This is a genomic window from Kitasatospora sp. NPDC059160 (genome assembly GCF_042755465.1).
GTDB lineage: Bacteria > Actinomycetota > Actinomycetes > Streptomycetales > Streptomycetaceae > Kitasatospora.
Genome location: NZ_JBHZCN010000027.1, coordinates 1 through 20,331, shown reverse-complemented (window position 1 = coordinate 20,331; position 20,331 = coordinate 1). Strand labels below are relative to the sequence as shown.

At 72.8% G+C, this 20,331-nt stretch carries 19 protein-coding genes and 1 riboswitch; of the genes, 10 read left to right on the top strand and 9 right to left on the bottom strand.

The features are described from left to right. Nucleotides 1–65: 65 nt before the first annotated feature. Nucleotides 66–2,384 (top strand): FdhF/YdeP family oxidoreductase, encoded by a 2,319-nt coding sequence (locus ACFXOZ_RS14070; protein WP_380590224.1) that lies wholly within the window; start codon nucleotides 66–68, stop codon nucleotides 2,382–2,384. Nucleotides 2,385–2,390: 6 nt separating this feature from the next. Here the strand turns inward: ACFXOZ_RS14070 and ACFXOZ_RS14065 are convergent, their stop codons facing one another. Next, complete coding sequence (locus ACFXOZ_RS14065) at nucleotides 2,391–3,716, bottom strand: YhgE/Pip domain-containing protein (protein WP_380590221.1); 1,326 nt, start codon at nucleotides 3,714–3,716, stop codon at nucleotides 2,391–2,393. A 178-nt stretch (nucleotides 3,717–3,894) separates the two neighbouring features. Then, nucleotides 3,895–4,072: riboswitch (M-box (ykoK) riboswitch) on the top strand. A 361-nt stretch (nucleotides 4,073–4,433) separates the two neighbouring features. Here ACFXOZ_RS14065 and ACFXOZ_RS14060 point away from each other — a divergent pair. From ACFXOZ_RS14060 to ACFXOZ_RS14020, 9 genes are all read left to right on the top strand, one after another. Then, entirely contained in the window at nucleotides 4,434–6,083 is a 1,650-nt protein-coding gene (locus tag ACFXOZ_RS14060; protein WP_380526350.1) for an NRAMP family divalent metal transporter, read from the top strand. Nucleotides 6,084–6,186: 103 nt separating this feature from the next. Then, nucleotides 6,187–6,528, top strand: a complete 342-nt coding sequence (locus ACFXOZ_RS14055; RefSeq protein ID WP_380526352.1) for a hypothetical protein — start codon at nucleotides 6,187–6,189, stop codon at nucleotides 6,526–6,528. Nucleotides 6,529–6,598: 70 nt separating this feature from the next. After that, entirely contained in the window at nucleotides 6,599–6,859 is a 261-nt protein-coding gene (locus ACFXOZ_RS14050; protein ID WP_380526354.1) for a hypothetical protein, read from the top strand. A gap of 35 nt (nucleotides 6,860–6,894) precedes the next feature. Then, nucleotides 6,895–7,308, top strand: coding sequence for a winged helix-turn-helix domain-containing protein (locus ACFXOZ_RS14045; RefSeq protein WP_380526355.1), 414 nt, complete (start codon nucleotides 6,895–6,897; stop codon nucleotides 7,306–7,308). A gap of 67 nt (nucleotides 7,309–7,375) precedes the next feature. After that, nucleotides 7,376–7,858, top strand: a complete 483-nt coding sequence (locus tag ACFXOZ_RS14040) for a hypothetical protein (protein WP_380526357.1) — start codon at nucleotides 7,376–7,378, stop codon at nucleotides 7,856–7,858. Further along, nucleotides 7,855–8,220, top strand: a complete 366-nt coding sequence (locus ACFXOZ_RS14035; RefSeq protein ID WP_375894320.1) for a glyoxalase — start codon at nucleotides 7,855–7,857, stop codon at nucleotides 8,218–8,220. The genes ACFXOZ_RS14040 and ACFXOZ_RS14035 overlap by 4 nt, the downstream gene beginning before the upstream one ends. Nucleotides 8,221–8,319: 99 nt before the next feature. Next, nucleotides 8,320–10,098 carry an ABC transporter permease gene (locus ACFXOZ_RS14030; RefSeq protein WP_380590218.1) on the top strand — a complete coding sequence of 593 codons (1,779 nt, stop codon included), beginning with the start codon at nucleotides 8,320–8,322 and terminating at the stop codon, nucleotides 10,096–10,098. Nucleotides 10,099–10,109: 11 nt separating this feature from the next. Beyond that, nucleotides 10,110–11,525: a nitrate/sulfonate/bicarbonate ABC transporter ATP-binding protein gene (locus tag ACFXOZ_RS14025; RefSeq protein WP_380590328.1), complete on the top strand. Its 1,416-nt coding sequence runs from the start codon at nucleotides 10,110–10,112 to the stop codon at nucleotides 11,523–11,525. A gap of 50 nt (nucleotides 11,526–11,575) precedes the next feature. Further along, nucleotides 11,576–12,199: a nucleoside deaminase gene (locus ACFXOZ_RS14020; protein ID WP_380590215.1), complete on the top strand. Its 624-nt coding sequence runs from the start codon at nucleotides 11,576–11,578 to the stop codon at nucleotides 12,197–12,199. 1 nt (nucleotide 12,200) lies between these two features. Here ACFXOZ_RS14020 and ACFXOZ_RS14015 read toward each other — a convergent pair whose 3' ends face one another. The 8 genes from ACFXOZ_RS14015 to ACFXOZ_RS13980 all read right to left on the bottom strand — a co-directional run. Then, complete coding sequence (locus ACFXOZ_RS14015) at nucleotides 12,201–12,431, bottom strand: hypothetical protein (protein ID WP_380590212.1); 231 nt, start codon at nucleotides 12,429–12,431, stop codon at nucleotides 12,201–12,203. Between the two features lie 375 nt (nucleotides 12,432–12,806). Further along, nucleotides 12,807–13,241, bottom strand: coding sequence for an ArsR/SmtB family transcription factor (locus ACFXOZ_RS14010; RefSeq protein WP_380590209.1), 435 nt, complete (start codon nucleotides 13,239–13,241; stop codon nucleotides 12,807–12,809). Between the two features lie 106 nt (nucleotides 13,242–13,347). Continuing rightward, the gene (locus ACFXOZ_RS14005) at nucleotides 13,348–14,004 is read right to left on the bottom strand and encodes a LuxR C-terminal-related transcriptional regulator (RefSeq protein ID WP_380526367.1); all 657 of its coding nucleotides are present in this window, start codon (nucleotides 14,002–14,004) and stop codon (nucleotides 13,348–13,350) included. Then, nucleotides 13,968–15,284: a sensor histidine kinase gene (locus ACFXOZ_RS14000; protein ID WP_380526369.1), complete on the bottom strand. Its 1,317-nt coding sequence runs from the start codon at nucleotides 15,282–15,284 to the stop codon at nucleotides 13,968–13,970. Before ACFXOZ_RS14000 ends, ACFXOZ_RS14005 begins: the two co-directional genes overlap by 37 nt. A 133-nt stretch (nucleotides 15,285–15,417) precedes the next feature. After that, nucleotides 15,418–17,364, bottom strand: coding sequence for a hypothetical protein (locus ACFXOZ_RS13995; RefSeq protein ID WP_380590206.1), 1,947 nt, complete (start codon nucleotides 17,362–17,364; stop codon nucleotides 15,418–15,420). Next, entirely contained in the window at nucleotides 17,349–18,116 is a 768-nt protein-coding gene (locus ACFXOZ_RS13990; protein ID WP_380526373.1) for an ABC transporter ATP-binding protein, read from the bottom strand. The genes ACFXOZ_RS13995 and ACFXOZ_RS13990 overlap by 16 nt, the downstream gene beginning before the upstream one ends. Nucleotides 18,117–18,314: 198 nt before the next feature. Then, entirely contained in the window at nucleotides 18,315–18,794 is a 480-nt protein-coding gene (locus ACFXOZ_RS13985) for a hypothetical protein (RefSeq protein WP_380590203.1), read from the bottom strand. A gap of 305 nt (nucleotides 18,795–19,099) precedes the next feature. After that, on the bottom strand, nucleotides 19,100–20,331 hold a 1,232-nt coding region (locus tag ACFXOZ_RS13980; RefSeq protein WP_380590200.1), incomplete at its 5' end, for an RHS repeat-associated core domain-containing protein.

The following is a 20,331-nucleotide window of genomic DNA, read 5'->3' as shown; positions in this document are numbered from 1 at the left end:
ACGGCCCGGCGTAGCGTCGACCCGGACCCCCGAGTGACCCAGCCGCGCGACGGAAGGCGAGCACCGTGACCACCTCCGACGACGAAGCCACCGCCGCCCCGCAGCGGCCGGAGGAGGTCGGCCCCTCCCCCGCCGCGCCGCCCCGCTACGCGCCGTACCACCACCCCGCCGCCGGCTGGGGCGCGGCGAAGAGCGTCACCCGTTTCATGGCCCGCGAGGGGGCGTACCTGGACGGCCCGCGGGCCGTCATGCGGATGAACCACGAGAACGGCGGCTTCGACTGCCCGGGCTGCGCCTGGCCGGACGACACCAAGGGCCTGCACCTGGACATCTGCGAGAACGGCATCAAGCACGTCACCTGGGAGATGACCCGCAAGCGGGTCGGCCTGGAGTTCTTCGCCGCGCACTCGGTGACCGAGCTGTCCGACTGGAGCGACTTCGCCCTGGAGGACCAGGGCCGGCTCACCGAGCCGATGGTCTACGACCCGGACACCGACCACTACCTGCCGATCGGGTGGAAGGACGCGTTCGACCTGGTCGGCCGCACCCTGCGGGGGCTGGACGACCCGAACCGGGCGGCGTTCTACACCTCCGGCCGGCTCGGCAACGAGGCGACCTTCCTGTACCAGCTGATGGCCCGCGAGCTGGGCACCAACAACCTCCCCGACTGCTCCAACATGTGCCACGAGGCCAGTGGACGGGCCCTCCAGGCGGCGCTGGGCACCGGGAAGGGGACGGTCGACCTCAAGGACTGGGAGGTCACCGACGCGCTGTTCATCCTGGGCGTCAACGCGGCCTCCAACGCGCCCCGGATGCTCACCTCGCTCGCCGAGGCCTTCCGGCGCGGCGCGCAGATCGTGCACGTCAACCCGCTGGTCGAGGCGGCGGCGACCCGGACGATCATCCCGCACGACTTCACCGACATGGCGCTGAACCGGGCGACCCGCACCAGCACGCTCAACCTCCAGCCGCGGATCGGCGGCGACATGGCGCTGCTGCGCGGCATGGCGAAGGCGCTCCTGGAGCAGTCGGCGGCCGACGACGGGGCACTGGACCGGCTCTTCATCGAGCGGCACACCAGCGGCTTCGCGGCCTACCGGCGCGTCTGCGAGCAGACGCCCTGGGCGGAGCTGGAGCGCCAGAGCGGGCTGGGCCGGGCGGAGATCCTCAAGGCGGCGCGGGTCTACCGCGAGGCGGACCGCTCGATCTTCAGCTGGTGCCTGGGCGTCACCCAGCACGAGCACGGGGTGGACACCGTGCGGGAGATCGTCAACCTGCTGCTGCTGCGCGGCAACCTGGGCCGGGAGGGGGCCGGGCCCTCGCCGGTGCGCGGGCACAGCAACGTGCAGGGCAACCGCACCTGCGGGATCGACCACCGGCCGGCCGACGCCTTCCTGGACCGGCTCGGCGCGGTCTGCCGGATCGACCCGCCGCGCGCCCACGGCCTGGACACGGTCGGGACGATCGAGGCGATGCGGCGCGGCGAGGTGACCGTCTTCGTCGGCATGGGCGGCAACTTCGCGCTCGCCGCCCCGGACTCCCCCTACACCTACCAGGCCCTGCGCACCTGCGAGTTGACCGTACAGGTGAGCACCAAGCTGAACCGCAGCCACCTGGTGCACGGCCGCCGGGCGCTGATCCTGCCCTGCCTCGGCCGGACCGAGAAGGACCACCAGCGCGCCGGGGTGCAGTCCACCTCGGTCGAGGACTCGATGAGCATGGTGCACCTGTCGGCCGGCATGAAGCGCCCGGCCTCACCGCACCTGCTCTCCGAGCCGGCGATCGTCGCCGGGATGGCCCGCGCGGCCCTGCCGGACAGCCCCACCCCGTGGGAGTGGTACATCGAGGACTACGACCGGATCCGCGACACCATGGCCGAAGTCCTGGACGGCTTCGAGGACTTCAACCGCCGGGTGCGGCTGCCGCTGGGCTTCCGGATCAAGCAGCCCGCCCGCGAACTGGTCTTCCTCACCCCCTCCGGCAAGGCCGAGTTCTCCGCCGCCGCGCTGCCCGACGTCGTCCCCGCGCCCGGCACCCTGGCGCTCGGCACGATGCGCTCGCACGACCAGTGGAACACCACCATCTACTCGGACGACGACCGCTACCGGGGCGTGCAGAACCTGCGCACCCTGGTCTTCCTCAACCGGGACGACATGCGCGAGCGCGGCATCGCCGAGTTCGACCCGGTGGACGTCACCAGCACCGCCCGGGACGGCTCCACCCGCTCGGTGCACGGCTACCTGGCCGTCCCGTACGACATCCCGCGCGGCTGCGCGGCCGGGTACATGCCGGAGCTGAACGTGCTGTGCGCGATCGGCGACCACAGCACCCAGAGCGACCAGCCGATCATGAAGCACCTCAAGGTGACCGTGACGAAGAGCTAGACCGGCCTACTCCGAGGGCTGGGGCGTCCAGCGGTGCAGGCCCTTGCGGTCGTAGTAGCGGGTCATCCCGAAGCCGAAGGCCAGGGCCAGCGCCACCCCGATGGCGATCATGACCCAGCCGCGGGCCAGCCCGGCGTCCGAGCGGGCGTCGAAGAAGAGGATCGCCCGGATGCCGTCGCTCAGCTGCCGCATCGGCTCGAAGACGGCCAGGAAGCGGTAGAAGCCGGGCACCGCCTGGAGCGGGACGGTCGCCCCGGAGGACGGCAGGGCGAGCGCGATGAACACGAACATGGACACCAGCTGCCCGATCCCGCCGAACGCGGCGTTGATCGCCTGCACGCCGAGGCCGACGGCGAGGCTGGCGCAGTAGGCGAACACCCACAGCAGGGCCTGGTGCGGGGCGTCCATGCCGAGGATCCCGGCCGTGCAGAGCAGCACCAGGGAGGTGGTGACCAGCATGATCCCGGCGGTCATCAGCATCTTGAGCATCAGGGTCTGGGTGCGGCTGACCGGGACGGTCGGGCGGCGGGTGTGCCAGGGGCCGATCTCGCTGTCGCTGTAGCCGAGCGCGGTGTCGACGCCGTTGTGGATGATGTTGCCGCCGATGAAGCCGGTCAGCACGGCGAGCAGGGTGAAGTAGAAGGCGCTCAGGCCGAGGCCGCTGTGGCTGCCGATCGGGTGGCCGACCTGGGTGGCGACGGCGAACGGGTCGGCGAGCAGCAGCCGGGCGGTGGCGCCGGTGTCCGGCCCCTGGGCGCCCGGGCCGCCCTGGGCCGGTACGGCGGCCAGCAGCCGCTGTCCGGCCGCGACCGAGGCCTGGTGGGCGGCGTTCTGGGCGATCTGGGCGGCGATCGAGGAGCCGAGGCTGCCCAGGCCGGGGTTGGTGAGGACGGTGAGGGTGGGCCGGTGGGTGGCCCCGCCGGCGGCGAGCGCGGTGACGGTGGCGGTGAAGTCGGCGGGGACGAGCAGCACGCCGTAGACCTTGCCGGCGGCGAGCAGGTCGCGGGCGCCCGCGTCGTCGGTCTGGCGCCAGCGGACGGTGTCGTCCGGGGTCCCGGCCACCACGGCGCGGGTCAGCTGGGTGCCGAGGTTGACCGGCTGGCCGGGCGGGGGCGGGGCCTGGTCGGCGTTCACCAGGGCGATCGGCAGCCGGTGCAGGTGCCCGGTCGGGTTGACGATGCCGCCCAGGTAGAGCAGCGAGAGCAGCGCGGCCACCAGGGCGCACAGGACGCCGGGGAAGAGCCAGAGCTTCGGGCGCCGGGCGAGTGCCAGCGCCCTCGCCCGCCGGGGAGCCCCCGGAGGTCCTGCGGTCTGGGAGCCTGCGGTCGCCATGCCACCCCTCAGCTGCGTGTGCGTGTGCGGGTACGGATCCGGCGGGAAGTCGTTCCGTCGTCACGTGGCGCTCAAACCCGCGTCACCCGGACGGACGTCACGCCTCGCGAAAGGTAAAGGTTCTACCAAGTGCGCAAGTATCGCGCTTCCGTCGGTCTATGCTTCTGGAGGTTTGAAGAAGGCACCTCGTTCGGTGAGGCTTCTTCACGGACACAGGCCACTGATCCGACGACGTCGAGAGACGCCCAGGGTTAGGACAGATCTTCCCGACCTAAGGGTTGATCCGAAGTGGCTTCCGGCCCGAACGGGTTGGACACGCCGTGGAGTGCCAAAGCTCTGACGAGTTGGGGTGAACCGGTGGCAGTCGCGCGCGCCGGTGAACTCCTTGCCGTGTCGATGACACGCACCACGGGGTGCGTCGACCGGGAGGAGGCGAGAGACATGGATTGCAGTAGTCCGGGCCACAGTAGCCCCTACCCCCGCCTGTCCTCGTACACCTCCGGCACGCGGTAACAACCTTCCCTGCGCGTACAACTGACGCACCGTCACGTCATGGCGGCGACGTCGTCGCACCGTTCGCCAGCACGCACGCGGCTCCGCCGTGCCCGCCCGGGCACCGCCCCGCCGCGGGCCGGTGCGCCGTGCCCGCACGCAGGGGGAATTACTGCTGCGCGCCCCCATCACCCCGCCTGTCCCGGGGTCCACGGGAGGAACGTCATGACCACCAACGCCACACTCAACTCCAAGCCGCAGAAGCAGCGTTCGGCCGTACTGGACGACGCCCACGTCGGCGACATCAAGGGTGCGCTCGGCACCATCAAGCTCGATGACGACGCACCGCGCCAAGGCCTGTCGGCAAGACTCAAGACCCTGCTGGCGATCGTCGGCCCCGGCCTGATCGTGATGGTCGGCGACAACGACGCCGGCGCCTTCTCCACCTACGGCCAGGCCGGCCAGAACTACGGCACCCAGCTGCTGTGGACGCTGCTGATGCTGGTGCCCGTGCTGTACGTCAACCAGGAGATGGTGCTGCGCCTGGGCGCGGTCACCGGTGTCGGCCACGCCCGGCTGATCCTGGAGCGCTTCGGCAAGTTCTGGGGCGCGTTCAGCGTCATCGACCTCTTCCTGCTCAACGCCCTCACCCTGGTCACCGAGTTCATCGGCGTGACGCTCGCGGCCGGCTACCTGGGCCTGCCCAAGGTCGCCTCGGTGGTGCTGGCGGCGGCGATCATCATCGCCTCGGCCTTCACCGGCTCCTTCCAGCGCTTCGAGCGGGTCGCGGTGACCCTGTGCATAGGCTCGCTGCTGCTGGTGCCGATCTACTTCATGGTCCACCCGAAGACCTCGCAGATGGCCCACGACTTCGTGGTGCCGCAGATGCCGGGCGGCGCGGGCGAGTTGGCCGCGGTCATGCTGGTGATCATCTCGATCGTCGGCACCACCGTCGCCCCCTGGCAGCTGTTCTTCCAGCAGTCGTACGTCATCGACAAGCGGATCACCCCGCGCTTCATGAAGTACGAGAAGGCCGACCTCTGGATCGGCATCGCGATCGTGATCATCGGCGCCGCCGCCATGATGGGCTTCACCGCCGCCGCCTTCGCGGGCACCGACGGCTTCGGCCAGTTCTCCGACGCCGGGGCCGTCGCCAAGGGCATCGAGGACAAGGCCGGCCACCTGGCGGGCGTGCTGTTCGCCATCGCCCTGCTGGACGCCTCGATCATCGGCGCCTTCGCCGTCTCGCTCTCCACCGCCTACGCCATCGGCGACGTCTTCGGCATCAAGCACTCGCTGCACCGCGGGGTCAAGGGCGCCAAGGGCTTCTACGGCATCTACGCGGGCCTGGTGATCGCCGCGGCCGCCATCACCCTGCTGTCCACCGGCTACATGCAGGGCCTGATGACCCAGTTCGTCCAGGTGCTGGCCGGGGTGCTGCTGCCCTCCGCCACCGTCTTCCTGCTGCTGCTCTGCAACGACAAGGCGGTGCTCGGCCCCTGGGTGAACGGTCCCAAGACCAACGCCTTCACCGCCGCCGTGGTCGGCGTGCTGGTCACGCTGTCGCTGATCCTCACCGCGGCCGTCGTCTGGCCGGACATCAGCTCGGACGCGATCCTGCGGATCATGGCCGGCTGCGGGGTGGCGGGCGTCCTGGTCGCCGGGTACTCCTTCCTCTCCGGCCGCCGCGGCACCAAGGAGGACCCGATCGACCGCACCGGCCGGGAGAACTGGCGGATGCCCCCGCTGGAGACCCTGGAGAAGCCGGTGATGTCCACCACCCGCAAGCTCGGCATGGGCGCCCTGCGCGTCTACCTGCTGGTCGCGATGGTGATGGTGATCGTCAAGATCGTGCAGACCGCACTGAACCACTGACCCGGACGCCGGGGGCGGCGCCGCACACCACGGCCCGCCGCCCCCGGCCCCGCCCCGGAACCCTCGACCACCCCGCACCCGGGGTAAGGAAGGCAGTACGGCCATGCGCACCACCACCCCCTTCCACCACCTCTTCCACCACTGCCCCAGCGTCCGACTCGCCCTGCACGACGGCGTCGAGCGCGCCTACCGCCTCGACGACCCCGGCAGCTGCCCCCGCTCGGGCACCCGCAACACCCCGGCCTCCGCGTACGAGCCCCGTGTCCACCTGGCCTACCTGCTGGCCCGCCAGGGCCACCGCCCGGACTGGCTCGCCCTCCCCCAGCCTCCGGCCGGGGGGACCCCCACCGCGGACCTTCCGCCGGCCGCCGCGCACCGGATCGCCCTCGCCGCCGCCCGCCACCGGGCCGCCGCCGCGACCACGCCCGCGCCCGCCGCCGCCTGAATCATCAACTCCCCTGCGCACCGGCGCACTTGTTCAGATCTTGCCTGTCCTGTCACGGAGGTGACCAGCCATGTCCATCGTTGCCGCTTTCCAGCCCGCCCTCCCGTCCACCGATCGCGGCCGACTGCGCGCCGCCCTCGCCGCGGTGGGCCGACGGCTGGCCGCCAGCCCGCTCGACAACACCGTGCTGCGCGCCGTCGGCGCCCCGGCCCCGAGCCCGGCCCCGGGACTTCCGAACGACCGGCCCACCCGGATGCGGGCCAGCTGGCACTCCGTCACCGGCCCGGACGGGACGGCCCGACTGGAAGCCTCCTGGCACCCCGGCCACTGACCCGACCGACCCCACCAGCCGAAGGAGCATCCGCCATGGCCGTGCGCTACCGCAGGCTCGACGCCATCTTCTCGGACCACACCGCCGCCCCCGCCCTGCGGGCCGTCCCCGCCGCCCGGACCGTCCCCGGCCCGCGGCCCGTCCTCGACTCGGCCGGCCTGGTGGTCGACCAGGAGCAGCGCACCGTCACCGTCGACGGCCAGCACCTCGACCTGCCGTACCTGGAGTTCGAACTGCTCGCCCACCTGGTCGGCAACCCGCTGCGGGTGCACTCCCGCCGCCAGCTGATGGAGTCCGTCTGGGGCCGGCCGGACACCGGCGACACCCGCACCATCGCCACCCACATCGCCCGGATCCGCCGCAAGCTCGGCCCCGGCCACCGGGAGGCGATCGCCACCGTCCGGCAGATCGGCTACAAGTACGACCCCCGGCTGGTCCGCGCCGCCTGAGGCCGGCCCCGCCGCAGCGCCAGTGGCACCACCGACAGCGCCGACACCAACCGGAGGAGGACACCGCATGACCCGGACCGCCCTGTTCCCCTGGACGAGCCGAGGTACGGCGCTCTGCGTCGCCGTGCTCCTCCTCGCCCTCCAGGTCGCCGCCCTCGGCGCCGCGCCCGCTCCGCTGCGCCTGTTCCTCTCCGGCGTGCTCATCGGCGGCTCGGCCGTCGGGCTGCTGCTCGCCCTGCTGCTGGCCCACAGCCGGCAGCGGGCGGGCCTGGCCGCACCTCCCGCCCCGGAGGACGACGCCCAGTGGTTCAGCGCCCGCTCGCTGGAGGGCTTCCCGATGGAGCAGGTCCGCCCGCTCCTGCTCGGCCCCGACGCCCCCGGCCTCAACCGGCTCTACACCGCCTGGGTGTTCGCCACCCACGGGCACGACCCCCAGTGGATCGCCCACCACCTCGGCCTGCCCACCCCGACCGCCCGGCTGCTGGTCACCGCGGCCCGGCAGCACGCCACGTCCACCCCGTCCGACCCCTCCGAGAGGAAGCCGAAGTGATCACGGCCCTCGACCACGTCCAGCTCTCCGCGCCACCCGGCAGCGAGCCCCTGCTGCGCGCCTTCTACGGCGACGTCCTGCAGATGGCCGAGATCCCCAAGCCCCAGCCGCTGACCGGCCGCGGCGGCTGCTGGTTCGCCGCCGACGGCGGCCGGGTCCGGCTCTACCTCGGCATCGAGGAGCGCTTCCGCCCCAGTGTCAAGGCCCACCCCGGGATGGCGGTCTGCGAGATCGAGGACTTCGCCGAACGCCTCGCCGGACTCGGCGCCCAGGTCGTCTGGGACGACAGCCTCCCGCCCCGGCGCCGCTTCTACACCACCGACCCGGTCGGCAACCTGCTGGAGTTCGTCGAAACCGCGTAGGCCCCCTCCGGCCTGAGCACCGGACCGAAACACCGGTCCATTTGCGTACGGACGTCAGAAGGGAGCAGACTGCCCGGGTTTGCGCCGGAGGTCCCCGTCATGTCCTTCCCGAAGTCCGCCCCGGGCCCGTCCCGGGGCCCGCTGCCGCCCCGGACCGCGGGCCGCCCGTCCCGGGCGGGCCGGGCCCCCCGGGCGGGCTGGGCGGACGTGGTCGTGGCCGCCGCCGTCCTGGTCCTGCTCTACCTCGCACTGCGGGTCGGACAGGGCACCACCGTACGGTTCTCCACCGCGCGCGACGCCGCCGTGGACACCGACCCGGCCCGGCTGCCGTACGACGCCGCGCGCTCGCTGCTGCGGATGTTCGCGGCGCTGGTCCTCTCGGTCGGCTTCACCTTCGGCTACGCCTACGCCGCCGCCCGCAGCCGCCGGCTGGAACGGGTGCTGATCCCCGCGCTGGACATCCTCCAGTCGGTGCCGGTGCTCGCCTTCCTGACCGTCGCCGTCACCGGCTTCCTCGCCCTGTTCCCCGGCTCCGAGCTCGGCCTGGAGTGCGCGGCCGTGTTCGCCATCTTCACGTCCCAGGCGTGGAACATGACCTTCGGCTTCTACCACTCACTGGTCTCGCTGCCGCGCGAACTCGACGAGCTGTCCCGCTCCTTCCGGTTCAGCCGGTGGATGCGGTTCCGGAAGGTCGAACTGCCCTCCGGCATGATCGGCCTGGTCTGGAACGGCATGCTCAGCTTCGGCGGCGGCTGGTTCTTCCTGGTCGCCTCCGAGGCGATCAGCGTCGACAACCAGCGCTACGCCCTGCCCGGGGTCGGCTCCTACGCGGGCGCCGCCATCGCCGCCGGCGACCTCGGCCGGGTCGGCTGGGCGATCGCCACCATGGCCGTCCTGGTCATCGGCGTGAACTTCCTGTTCTGGCGGCCGCTCACCGCCTGGGCCGAACGCTTCAAGAACGAGCAGTCCGAGGCCACCGAGGTGCAGCGCTCCGTCGTGCTCGCCCTGCTGCGCCGCTCCCGGCTGCCCGGCCTGCTCGGCCGGGTGCTGCGGCCCCTCGGCCGGGCCCTGGACCGGGCCGGACGGGTCTTCGGCACCGACGACCGGCCGCTCGCGGTCAGCCGCGCCCGGCAGCGCACCGGCGACCTCCTCTTCGCCGTCGTCTCCGGCGGCATCGTGCTCTGGGGCCTGGTCGACCTCGGCCGCTACCTCGCCGGCACCACCGGCCTCGGCGTCTTCGGCGAGCCCCTGCTGCTCGGCCTCGCCACCCTGGCCCGGGTGGTGGTGCTGGTCGCGGTCGCCACCGTCGTCTGGGTGCCGATCGGCGTGCGGATCGGCTTCTCCCCCCGGCTGACCAGGATCGCCCAGCCGCTGGTCCAGGTGCTCGCCAGCTTCCCCGCCAACTTCCTGTTCCCGCTGGTGGTCTGGCTGCTGCTGCGCACCGGCCTGTCGATCGACCTCGGCGGCGTGCTGCTGATGGCCCTCGGCGCCCAGTGGTACATCCTGTTCAACGCCATCGCCGGCGCCATGGCCATCCCCAGCGACCTGCGCGAGGCCATGGACAACCTCGGCGTGCGCGGCCTGCAGCGCTGGCGGCGGCTCATCGTCCCCGGCATCTTCCCGGCGTACGTCACCGGCGGCATCACCGCCTCCGGCGGCGCCTGGAACGCCTCCATCGTCTCCGAGGTGGTCACCTTCGGCGGCACCACCCTCACCGCCACCGGCCTCGGCGCGTACATCGCCGGCGCCACCGAACGCGGCGACCACCCGCACCTGCTCGCCGGGGTCGCGGTGATGAGCGCGTACGTCGTCGCCCTCAACCGCCTGGTCTGGCGCCGGTTGTACCGCCTGGCCGAACGCCGTTACTCGCTCCAATGAGGTTCCCCCCGATGCGCTTCCCGTTCTCCTCCCGCCCCGCCCCCGCCGTCACCCAGCCCGCCGTGGCGGACGGCGCGACCCTGCTGGAGACCGTCGGCCTCACCAAGTCCTACGCCGGCGCCGACGGCGAACTCCCGGTGCTCTCCGGGATCGACCTCACCGTCCGGGCCGGCGAGATCGTCGCCCTGCTCGGCCGCTCCGGCTCCGGCAAGTCCACCCTGCTGCGCTGCCTGGCCGGCCTGCTGCCGCCCAGCTCCGGCACCGTCCGCTACCGCGGCACCCCCCTCACCGGCGCCAACCCCGGCACCGCGCTCGTCTTCCAGACCTTCGCCCTGCTGCCCTGGCTGACCGTCCGGCAGAACGTCGAACTGGGCCTGGAGGCCCGCGGGGTGCCCCCGCGCGAGCGCGCCCGCGCCGCCGACCAGGCCATCGACCTGATCGGCCTCACCGGCTTCGAGAACGCCTACCCCAAGGAGCTCTCCGGCGGCATGCGCCAACGCGTCGGCTTCGCCCGGGCCCTGGTCGTCGAACCCGACGTGCTGATGATGGACGAACCGTTCTCCGCGCTCGACGTGCTCACCGCCGAGAACCTGCGCGGCGAACTCCTGGAACTGTGGGAGTCCGGCCAGTTCCCCACCCGCGCCGTCGTCCTGGTCACCCACAACATCGAGGAGGCCGTGCTGATGGCCGACCGCGTCGTCGTCCTCGGCTCCCGCCCGTACGGCACCATCCGGGAGACCGTCGACGTCGACCTGGAACGCCCGCGCGACCGCGACTCCGCCGCCTTCGACGAACTCGTCGACCGGGTCTACCGGATCATGACCGGCCGGCCCAAGGACCCCCGGGCGGCCGGGCGCCCCGAGCCGGACCGTACCGAGCCCGGCCCCACCGAACCGGACCGCACGGACCCGGACCCCGCGGCCCCGGACCGCCCCGACCGCCGGACCGTCGCCAACACCCCGCTGCCCAGCGCCAGCGTGGACGGCCTCTCCGGCCTGGCCGAGATGATCGCCCACCGCGCCGGCCGCTGCGACCTCGCCGACCTCGCCGACCAACTCGGCCTCGACATCGACGACATGCTCCCCCAGGTCGACGCCCTCGACCTGCTCGGCTTCGCCGAGATCCACGGCGACGACCTCCTGCTCACCGAGGACGGCACCGCCTTCGCCCACGCCGACGTCCAGGACTCCCGCGCCCTCTTCGCCGGCGCCGCCCTCGACGTCCCGCTGGTCAAGCTGATCGCCAACAGCCTCGGCGGCGAACCCGGCGCCACCGCCCGGGCCGGCTTCTTCCGCGACCTCCTCGCCCACCACTACACCAGCGAACAGGTCGACCGGCAGCTGGAGACCGCCACCGACTGGGGCCGCTACGCGGGCCTGTTCGGCTACGACGCGGCCCGGCAGGAATACCGGTCGGAGGAGGCGTAGGGCGGGGAGAATGCTCCGGAACCCCGTACGCCGACCGGACGGAGCACAGCGTGGTGTTGAACAGGCGTCACTTCCTCGGCGCAGCTGGAGCGGTGGGCGCGGCGGGCGCAGTGGGTGCGGCGGGCGCAGTGGGTGCGGCGCCGCACCCGGCACCCGCCACCGCGCGCAGCGACCACGAGCGCTTCATGGCGGCGGCGATCGAGGAGGGGCACAGGAACGAGCGCTACCCCTTCGGGGCGGTGCTGGTGCGCTCCGGCGAGGTGGTGGCCCGGGGCGTCAACGCGGCGCAGGACGGCCCGACCTACCACGGCGAGATGGTCGCCATCGACGACTTCGGGCAGCCCTACGGCAGCCCCGAGTGGGCGGGCACCTCCCTGTACACCACCGCCGAACCCTGCCCCATGTGCATGAGCGCCTGCGCCTGGGCCGGCATCGGCCAGGTCGTCTGGGCCACTTCGATCGAGGGGCTGCGCCGCGCCGGCCTGGACCAGATCGACCTGTCCGCCGTCGACGTGGCCAAGGCCGCCGACTCCTTCTACCACCCGCGACTGCTGCTGGGCGGGGTGCTGGCCGCCGAGACGGACGAGCTGTTCCGCCGCGCCCAGGTCATCCGCGGTGGTGGTGGCGGGCCCGGCGACCGTGCGGCCACCGGGCCTTTCGGCGAAGGGGTCTGACCTATCGCCAGGAGGGCACGATCGAGAGCCGGGCGGTGTTCGGGGCGACGTCGCAGAAGTAGGTGATCGCCTCACCCCGGGCCACGTAGTCCTTGCCGGCCGCGTCGCACGCGGCGCCGCTCGGGTACATGCCGATGTAGACGAAACTGGCAGCCTGCGCGGACGGCGCGGCCAGCAGCGCGCCGGCAGCCAGTAGTCCGGTCAGACTCAGGGTCGAAATCGCTTTGCGCATGGGTGTGTTGCTGCCTTCCTGTTCCGGTGGCGAGGGCTCCGGTCGTGATGATCCGGTGCCCGGTGCGCAGCAGCCTCGTGCACCGGTGGACGGAGGGCAATGGTCGAGACCAATTCGGCCGGAAGCCGCCGGGGCCGCCTGGGCGGCGGACTCCCGGGGCGCGACGGCCCCAGCCCTCGGTCCGTCGGCGAAGGACCGCACCCTCCCCCGCCCCGCAGGCCCCCGGGGCGGAGCGGTCACCCGGTGGGGCGAGGGCGGGGAGACCCGCGCGTTCCGGCCAGTGGTCCAGACCAATTGGGCATGCTCAGCACAACCCGAACAGGCTCCGGCACAACCCGGACCGGCTCCGGCTCAGCCCATCGGGCCGGCCCCGGCTCAGCCCGTCGGACCGGCCGCCGGGCGGCCGCGCACCCCCCGGACGGCGCGGGCGGCCCGGGCGGCCCGGCCGAAGGGCTGCTCCGCCGTGTCGGCGGCCGCGGCCGCGCCGCCGACACCACCGCTGCGGTCCGGCAGGTCGTTGGCGATCACGGCCGCCTCGGTCAGCAGCCCGCGCACCTCGATGGCGCGGTAGAAGATCCGCGTACCCTCCCGGCGGGCCACCACCAGACCCGCCGCCCGCAGCTTCGCCAGGTGCTGCGAGGTGGCCGCCACGTGCGCGCCCAACAGCTCGGCCAGCTCGCTGACCGGCAGCTCCCGGCGGCTCAACGCCCACAGCAACCGGTACCGCGACGGGTCGGCCACCGCCTTCAACACCGCCACCGCCCGCTCGGCCGCATCCGCGTCCCAGGCCTCGTCCTTCGCACCACCCATACGCCGATCGTACCGACGCCCGCCCCGGCCCCCACCCCCGGCAAGCACCCCCACCCCGGCAGTACGGCCCCAGCAGCAGAAGTCGGCCCCGCCGACTTCCGGTGCCCTACTCCGCGCGGGTTCCGTTCAGGTAGGCGAGTACCGCCAGGACGCGGCGGTTGTCGTCGTCGGAGGCGCCGAGGCCGAGCTTGGCGAAGATGTTGGAGGTGTGCTTGCTGACCGCGCCCTCGCTGAAGTGGAGCCGCAGGGCGATCGCGGCGTTGGAACGGCCCTCGGCCATCATCTCGAGCACGTCGCGTTCGCGCGGGGTCAGCATCGCGAGCGGCTCGTCGTAGGCGTTGCGGGCCAGCAGGCGGGTGATCACCTGGGGGTCCATGACGGTGCCGCCGGCGGCGACGGTGTGGACGGCGTCGACGAACTGGTCGGCCTTGGAGACCCGGTCCTTGAGCAGGTAGCCGACGCCGCCCGCGCCGTCGGCGATCAGCTCCCGGGCGTAGAGCTGCTCGACGTGCTGGGAGAGCACCAGCACCGGCAGTCCGGGCTGTTCGCGGCGGGCCGCCAGCGCGGCCTGGAGGCCCTCGTCGGAGTAGGTGGGGGGCAGCCGGACGTCGACCACGGCGATGTCGGGGCGGTGCTCGGCGAGCGCGGCGGACAGTTCCGGCCCGCTCTCCACGGCCGCGACGATGTCGTGGCCGTGGGCGCTCAGCAGGAGTTCGAGTCCGTCCCTCAGCAGGACGAGGTCCTCGGCGAGGACAACACGCACGGTAGCTCCATGATCAGCCTGGTCGGGCCCCCCGGGGGGCTGGTCAGCGTGAGCGTACCGTCGAACACCGCCAGCCTGCGCTGGATGCCCCGCAGGCCGCTGCCGCCCTCCGGGTCGGCGCCGCCCCGGCCGTCGTCGAAGACCTCGGCGCGGAGCAGTCCGGCGGCGTGGGTGAGCTCCACCCCGGCGTGCCGGGCGTCGCCGTGCTTGACCGCGTTGGTGAGCGCCTCGCTGACCGCGAAGTACATCGCCGACTCCACCGGCGCCTCCGCCCGTCCGGGCAGTTCGGCCCGGACCTCGACCTTCAACGGCACGTCCAGCGCGAGCGCCCGGATCCCTTCGGCGAGGCCGCGTTCGGCGAGCACCGGCGGGTGGATGCCGCGCACCAGGTCGCGCAGCTCCTGGAGGGCCTGGGTGACGTTCTCCTGGGCGTCCGTCACCACCTGCTTCGCCTTCTCCGGGTCCCGGTCGATCAGCGGTACCACCGCGCCGAGCCGCAGGCTGACGGCGACCAGCCGGGCCTGGGCGCCGTCGTGCAGGTCCCGTTCGATCCGGCGCAGCTCGGCGGCCTGGGCCTCGGTGGCGTCCAGCCGGATCTCGGTGAGCTGCTCGACCCGATGGGCCAGCCGGGAGCGCTCGGTGGGGCCGAGCAGGGTACGGGTCCAACGGCCGTGCAGGTGCAGTGCGGGCCCGGCGAGGGCGAGTCCGGCGGCCACCAGGACCAGGCCGAGCAGCGGTCCGAGCAGCCCGGGCAGCGGCAACAGGCCGTAGCCGGGGCCGGGTTCGGGCAGTACGGGCTGCGCCAGCCCGTACAGGCCGTAGCCGGTCAGCAGGACGGGCGCGGCCGCGACGGCGCCGCCGACCAGCGGGTCGACCAGCAGCCAGGCGGCGTCCCGCCAGGTCGCCGGGTCGTTCCAGAGCCAGCGGAGCTTGAGCGCGAAGCCCGCGAACCAGCGGTTCTTGTGGTAGTCGTGGCCGGTCCAGTACCAGCCGTGCAGGGTGCGTTCCAGCGCCGGGCGCGGCACGTACGGCACCGGTACGGGCACCTGCGACCAGTGGCCGGAGGCCCAGCGGGCGGCCGTGGCGGCGGAGCGGACCACCCGGGTCGTCACCGGGAACAACGGGACCAGCCCGGCGCCGACCCAGAGCAGGAACGAGACCACGAAGAGCACGCCCATCACCGCGCCGACCGGGATCAGCAGGGTGAGGACGGCGAGGCGACCGAGCGCCAGGAGGGCGGTGCGCAGCGCCTCGGCGCCTCGGGACTGCGGGGTGCTCACGGGGTGGGCCTCCGGTCGGCTCGACGGTTCTGTGCGGTGTCCTGCTGTGCGGTGTCCTGCTGTGCTGCCCTGCGGCTGTGCTGTGCTGTGCTGTGCTGGACGATCATGATGGCAGCCCCGCAACGGGCCCGGCTCAGCCCCCCGTTACGCCCTCGGCCGCCCGCTCGGCCGCCTGCTTGGCGCGGATCAGCCGGTACACCCCCACGAAGCACACCGAGCCCAGCAGGATGAACCCCGTCGCGACCGGCACCTGCCAGGCGGGCGGCAGGTACAGGGCCAGGAACCAGCTCCGGTTGGCCGGCGCGAGCAGCGACATGGCCAGCGCCACTGCGCCCTGCGGGGCCGTGCTCAGCACCCCGGCCGTCACCAGCAGCCCGGCGACCGCGGTCCGGCGGCGGGAGAGCTGGTCCAGCAGGTCCTGCTCCCGCGGCGAGCGGTCCGCCGAGCCGGCCTTCCGGCGGACGCCCTTGCGCATCACGTCCAGCAGTTCCGGCCCGCGGGTCTCCAGTCGGCGCCGGGCCGCCCGGCCCATCCACCCGGCGAACAGCAGCCCGGTGGCCAGGCCGACCGCCGTGCCGCCCCAGCGCAGCGGTGCGCTGTGCAGCAGCGTCCCGGCCAGCACCACGCCGGTGGCCGGCAGCGCGGCGAACAGCTGGAGCAGCAGGACGGCGAGGCTCTGCATCCGGACCTGGTCGCCGCTCTCGTCGCTGAATCCGTCCAGCGGGTTGCCGCCCGGCCGGTCCGGGAACGGCGCCGGGCCGAGCAGCGACATCAGCGGCACCAGCCCCGCGCCCGCACCGAGCACCGCCGGCAGGGCGGCCAGCAGCCAGGGCCAGGCCCAGCCGTTCGGGACGGCCACCGTCCCGGCGACGGTGAGCAGCAGCGCGGCCGGGCCGACCAGCAGCAGCCAGGCCAGCTGCCGGGCCCGGACGTCGATCCGCTCGGCGCCGGGGGCGACCAGGGTCAGCCAGAGGGCGCCGGCGTCCAGCCCGTACAGGCTGGAGCCGAGCGCACCGGCGTACAGCGCCGTGACCACGCCCGTCCACGGCAGTACGGTCGGGAAGCCGCCGAGCACCGGCAGCAGGCCGGTGAACAGGCCGGTCCACAGGGCGATCCGCAGGAAGCGGGCCCGGCGCGGGTCGCGCGCCCACAGGCGCAGCTCCTTGCCGAGAACGGCGGCCCCGGGGGTGTCCGGGAGGAGCCGCGGGCGGCCGCGCCGACGGCCGGCGGGCCGTCCGCCCCCCGCCGTACCGCGCACCAACTGCCGGGCCAGCAGGGCCGTCCAGGCGGCGAACAGCAGCCCGCACAGGGCGAGCAGTCCGCCGAGGCAGGCGCCGACCAGGACCCAGTCGGAGCGCCGGGCGGCGTCCACGGCGACCACCGACCAGCCGGAGGGCAGGACGCGCACCACCGTGCCGATGGTCGGCGCCCAGTGGCCGCCCAGCAGCTTGAAGAAGAAGGCGATCCCGAACCAGCCGGTGTTCAGGAACCCGCAGACCAGGCCGACCAGCAGCGCCGACAGCTCCCAGCCCAGCCGCGACCGGGCCACCCGGCCCAGGCCCTGCACGCCGAGCTTGGCGAGCACCACCACGAACAGCAGCTGGAGCAGCATGGCGGGCACCGCCACCAGCGCGGGCAGCGGCCCCAGCCCGGCGCCGAACACCACCAGCACGGCGAAGGCGACCAGGGCGACCGCCGGGGTGACGCCGACGAACGAGGCGGCCAGCAGGCCCAGCGCCAGCCGGCGCGGAGGCTGGGGCACCAGCGCGAAGTACGACAGCCGCAGGGTCGGGTCCCCGCCGGTGAGGGTCGGCCCGACCGCCCAGCCGACCGTCCAGACCAGCAGCACCAGGGCGATCGTGCCCACCCCGGCCTCCGGCGCCGGGAAGTCCACCAGGCCCAGCAGGGCCGTGCCCACCGCCACCAGGCCGCCGCACACCCCGCCCGCGATCAGGCTCGCCGCCCGCGGGCCGGACATCGACCGCCGCAGCACGGCCAGCTTCATCCCGGTCAGGACGACGACGGGGTTCGGCACGCCCCCGGGATCCGGCACGCCCCCGGACTTCACGACGCCAGCCACGACAGCCCCTCCTCCCCGCCGGTACGGGCGCCGACCAGCTCGACGAAGACGTCCTCCAGCCCCCGCCCGGCCCGCACCTCCGCCACCGGCCCGGCCGCCAGCACCCGGCCCCCGGCGATCACCCCGACGTGGTCGCAGAGCTGCTCCACCAGCGCCATCACGTGACTGGAGAACACCACCGACCCGCCCGAGGCGACGAAGCGCCGCAGGATCGCCCGGATCGTCGCCGCCGACACCGGGTCGACCGCCTCGAACGGCTCGTCCAGCACCAGCAGCCGCGGCGCGTGCAGCAGCGCCGTCGCCAGACCGATCTTCTTGCGCATCCCGGTCGAGTAGTCGATCACCGGGGTGTCCCCGGCCCCGTCCAGCTCCAGCACGGCCAGCAGCTCCGCCGCCCGCGCGTCCACCGTCGCCCCCGGCAGCCCGCGCAACCGCCCCAGGTAGTGCAGCACTTCGGGCCCGCTCAGCCGCTCCGGCAGCATCATCCCGTCCGGCAGCACCCCCACCAGCGCCTTGGCCCGCACCGGGTCGCTCCACACGTCGACCCCGAGGACCGCCGAACTCCCGGCGTCCGGCCGCAGCAGCCCGACCGCCATCGACAGCGCGGTCGTCTTCCCGGCGCCGTTCGGCCCGACCAGCCCGTAGAACGACCCGCTCGGCACCAGCAGGTCCACCCCGTCCACGGCCACGTGCGCCCCGAACCGCTTCCGCAGCCCCACCAACCGCAGCGCCGGCTGCACCGATCCCCGCACGACGACCTCCCCGTCCCACCACCACCCGCCCCGGAGGCGGCTCGTGACCGAATCTAGGGACACCGCCCCGCCCGCAGAATCCACCTGCCCCCCGAACAGGGGTGGGCCTGGCCCCACCCCTGGCGCGCCAGACGAAAAGGCGGTGCCCCGCCTCCCTGTTTCGGGGAGGCGGGGCACCGCCGGGTCACGCTCGGCCGCTCAGCACTGCACAGGCGAGGCGACCTTCTCCAGGTTGAGGTCGATCCGTTCCTCGGCCTGTTGACCGTCCCGCTGGACGACCACCCGGTACGAGCCCTGGAGTTCCTGCGGAATGACGACGGTGTAGATCGTGCGTGGGATGCCCTCGACGCGGGTCGAGTAGGCAGCACGTGCCGGGAAGTCCCGGCCCTGACATACCAGGTGGTCGACCGACTCTCCGCTCGCGATGAGCGTCACCGCCCACGACGTCCGTCCGTGGGCACTGAACCGCCCACCGCCCATGAAGATCTCGGCCCCGGGAACGTGCTTCGCCGGAATCGACGCGAGCGTCGCACACGTGGTGCTCGGACCGGCCACCGACGCGGTACAGATCTCGCCGGTCTTCTCGGTCTGCCAGATCAACTCCGTTCCGTAGCCGCCGTCGTACTCAGCCACCGAGAACGCTCCGCCCGCCGGCATCCGTCCGCCCTCCTCGGCCATCCGGACGACCTGGCGCTTGATGTCGTCCGGAAACGCCGGTCCAGGAGTGGCCCCCGCAGGATCCTTCACGGTCGGCGTCGGAACGACCGGCGGAGCGGAGGACGGCACGGCGGCAGCGGAGCCACCTCCTGTGACGTCAGGCGCCACCTCTCCCCGAGGGGCCCCGCTGCACGCGCAGGCTCCGAGCACCAAGCCCAGGAGAACGACACCGAACCTCACCACTGATCCTCTCACTTCGTCAGTCATCCTCTCCTCGACGGGGTTCCGCGCCGCCCTGGACGCGTGCCCAGGGCGGCGCGGAACTCCTACTTGTCGACAGCCTCGGCCGGCGCGTGGTCGTAGACGACCCGGTTCCAGCTGAGGAACTGGTAGGTGCCCCACTCCTTCGTGGTCACCGTGCCGTCCTCGTGATAGTAGGTGGTCACATAGTTCGTCCGACGGCCCAACGGCGAGAACCCGTACTCCTTGTCGGCCGGAATCTGAGCCGTGGTGTTGGTGGTCTCCTGGGTGGTAGTGCTCTTCCCGTCGGTCCTCGTATTGGTCTCCTCCTCGCCCCACTCGTAGTTGTACTCGATACTCCCCTCCGCGGTCGTCTTCGCGAATCCGAGCACGCTGCCTTCCACCGAGACCTTCGCTCCGGTCTTGATGTTCTGGTTGTTGCTCTTCTTCTTCGCGTACTGCTCGGACCACTGGGTCGCCTGGGTCGTGGAGGCACCGACCGAGACCGACAACGGTATGTTGCTCTTCTTCAGCTCCGCACCGATCTCGTAGTTGATCTGGTCGTCCGGTTGACCCTTCTGCACCGTCGAATGGCCGACGACACCAGCCCCTCCAACGGGAACCTGACTCTCCGTGTAGGCGTTGGGATGCGGCTTCGAAAGCGCCCTCTTGACGAACTCGACGTAACCCGCCTTGCGGATCGGTTCCGCCCTCTTGATCTCGGCCACGATCCGCTGGTAGTTCGGGCCGTCCTGGGTCGTGTCGACCTTGGTACCCATGTTGGAGCACTTGGCGAAGCCGGTCGCGCACTCCTCGAGCGCCATGCCGGTGGGGTCCGTCTTGTTCACCGGGTCGTTGTTGCTGTACGCGTAGGCGTTCCACTGCTGCGGGTCGTCGGCCAGCATCAGCGGGTCCGGGCTGAGGAAGCGGCCGGTGCCGGGCTGGTACTGGCGGGCGCCCAGGGTGGTGAAGCCGGTCGCGTCGTCCTTCAACCCGTTGACGAAGCCCTTGTCGCCGGCCCACGAGGTGCCGCTGCCGGAGCCGCGGAGGACGCCGAAGGGGTCGGTCCAGCGGCGGTTGACGTCGGTGGTCGCCGAGTCGATCGACAGGGTGCCGGTGCCGTGCTGGTCGGCCAGCTGGTAGGTGAGCTTGGTCGGTCCCTGGCGGACGAGGGTGACGCCGCCGGGGAGGGCGTAGTAGCGGGTGCCGGTGCTGGCCTTGGCGCCGGTGTCGTAGGTGAGTTCGTCTCCGGCGCCGAGGTTGACGGTGACCTTGCCGGGGTTGCGGCGGACCAGCTGGTTGCCGTCCGCGTCGTAGA

Coding starts and splice junctions, on each gene's coding strand:
- ACFXOZ_RS14065 (WP_380590221.1), bottom strand. CDS start 3,716: ATGGCGACCGCAGGCTCCCAGACCGCAGGACCTCCGGGGGCTCCCCGG.
- ACFXOZ_RS14060 (WP_380526350.1), top strand. CDS start 4,434: ATGACCACCAACGCCACACTCAACTCCAAGCCGCAGAAGCAGCGTTCG.
- ACFXOZ_RS14055 (WP_380526352.1), top strand. CDS start 6,187: ATGCGCACCACCACCCCCTTCCACCACCTCTTCCACCACTGCCCCAGC.
- ACFXOZ_RS14050 (WP_380526354.1), top strand. CDS start 6,599: ATGTCCATCGTTGCCGCTTTCCAGCCCGCCCTCCCGTCCACCGATCGC.
- ACFXOZ_RS14045 (WP_380526355.1), top strand. CDS start 6,895: ATGGCCGTGCGCTACCGCAGGCTCGACGCCATCTTCTCGGACCACACC.
- ACFXOZ_RS14040 (WP_380526357.1), top strand. CDS start 7,376: ATGACCCGGACCGCCCTGTTCCCCTGGACGAGCCGAGGTACGGCGCTC.
- ACFXOZ_RS14030 (WP_380590218.1), top strand. CDS start 8,320: ATGTCCTTCCCGAAGTCCGCCCCGGGCCCGTCCCGGGGCCCGCTGCCG.
- ACFXOZ_RS14025 (WP_380590328.1), top strand. CDS start 10,110: ATGCGCTTCCCGTTCTCCTCCCGCCCCGCCCCCGCCGTCACCCAGCCC.
- ACFXOZ_RS14015 (WP_380590212.1), bottom strand. CDS start 12,431: ATGCGCAAAGCGATTTCGACCCTGAGTCTGACCGGACTACTGGCTGCC.
- ACFXOZ_RS14010 (WP_380590209.1), bottom strand. CDS start 13,241: ATGGGTGGTGCGAAGGACGAGGCCTGGGACGCGGATGCGGCCGAGCGG.
- ACFXOZ_RS13985 (WP_380590203.1), bottom strand. CDS start 18,794: ATGGCCGAGGAGGGCGGACGGATGCCGGCGGGCGGAGCGTTCTCGGTG.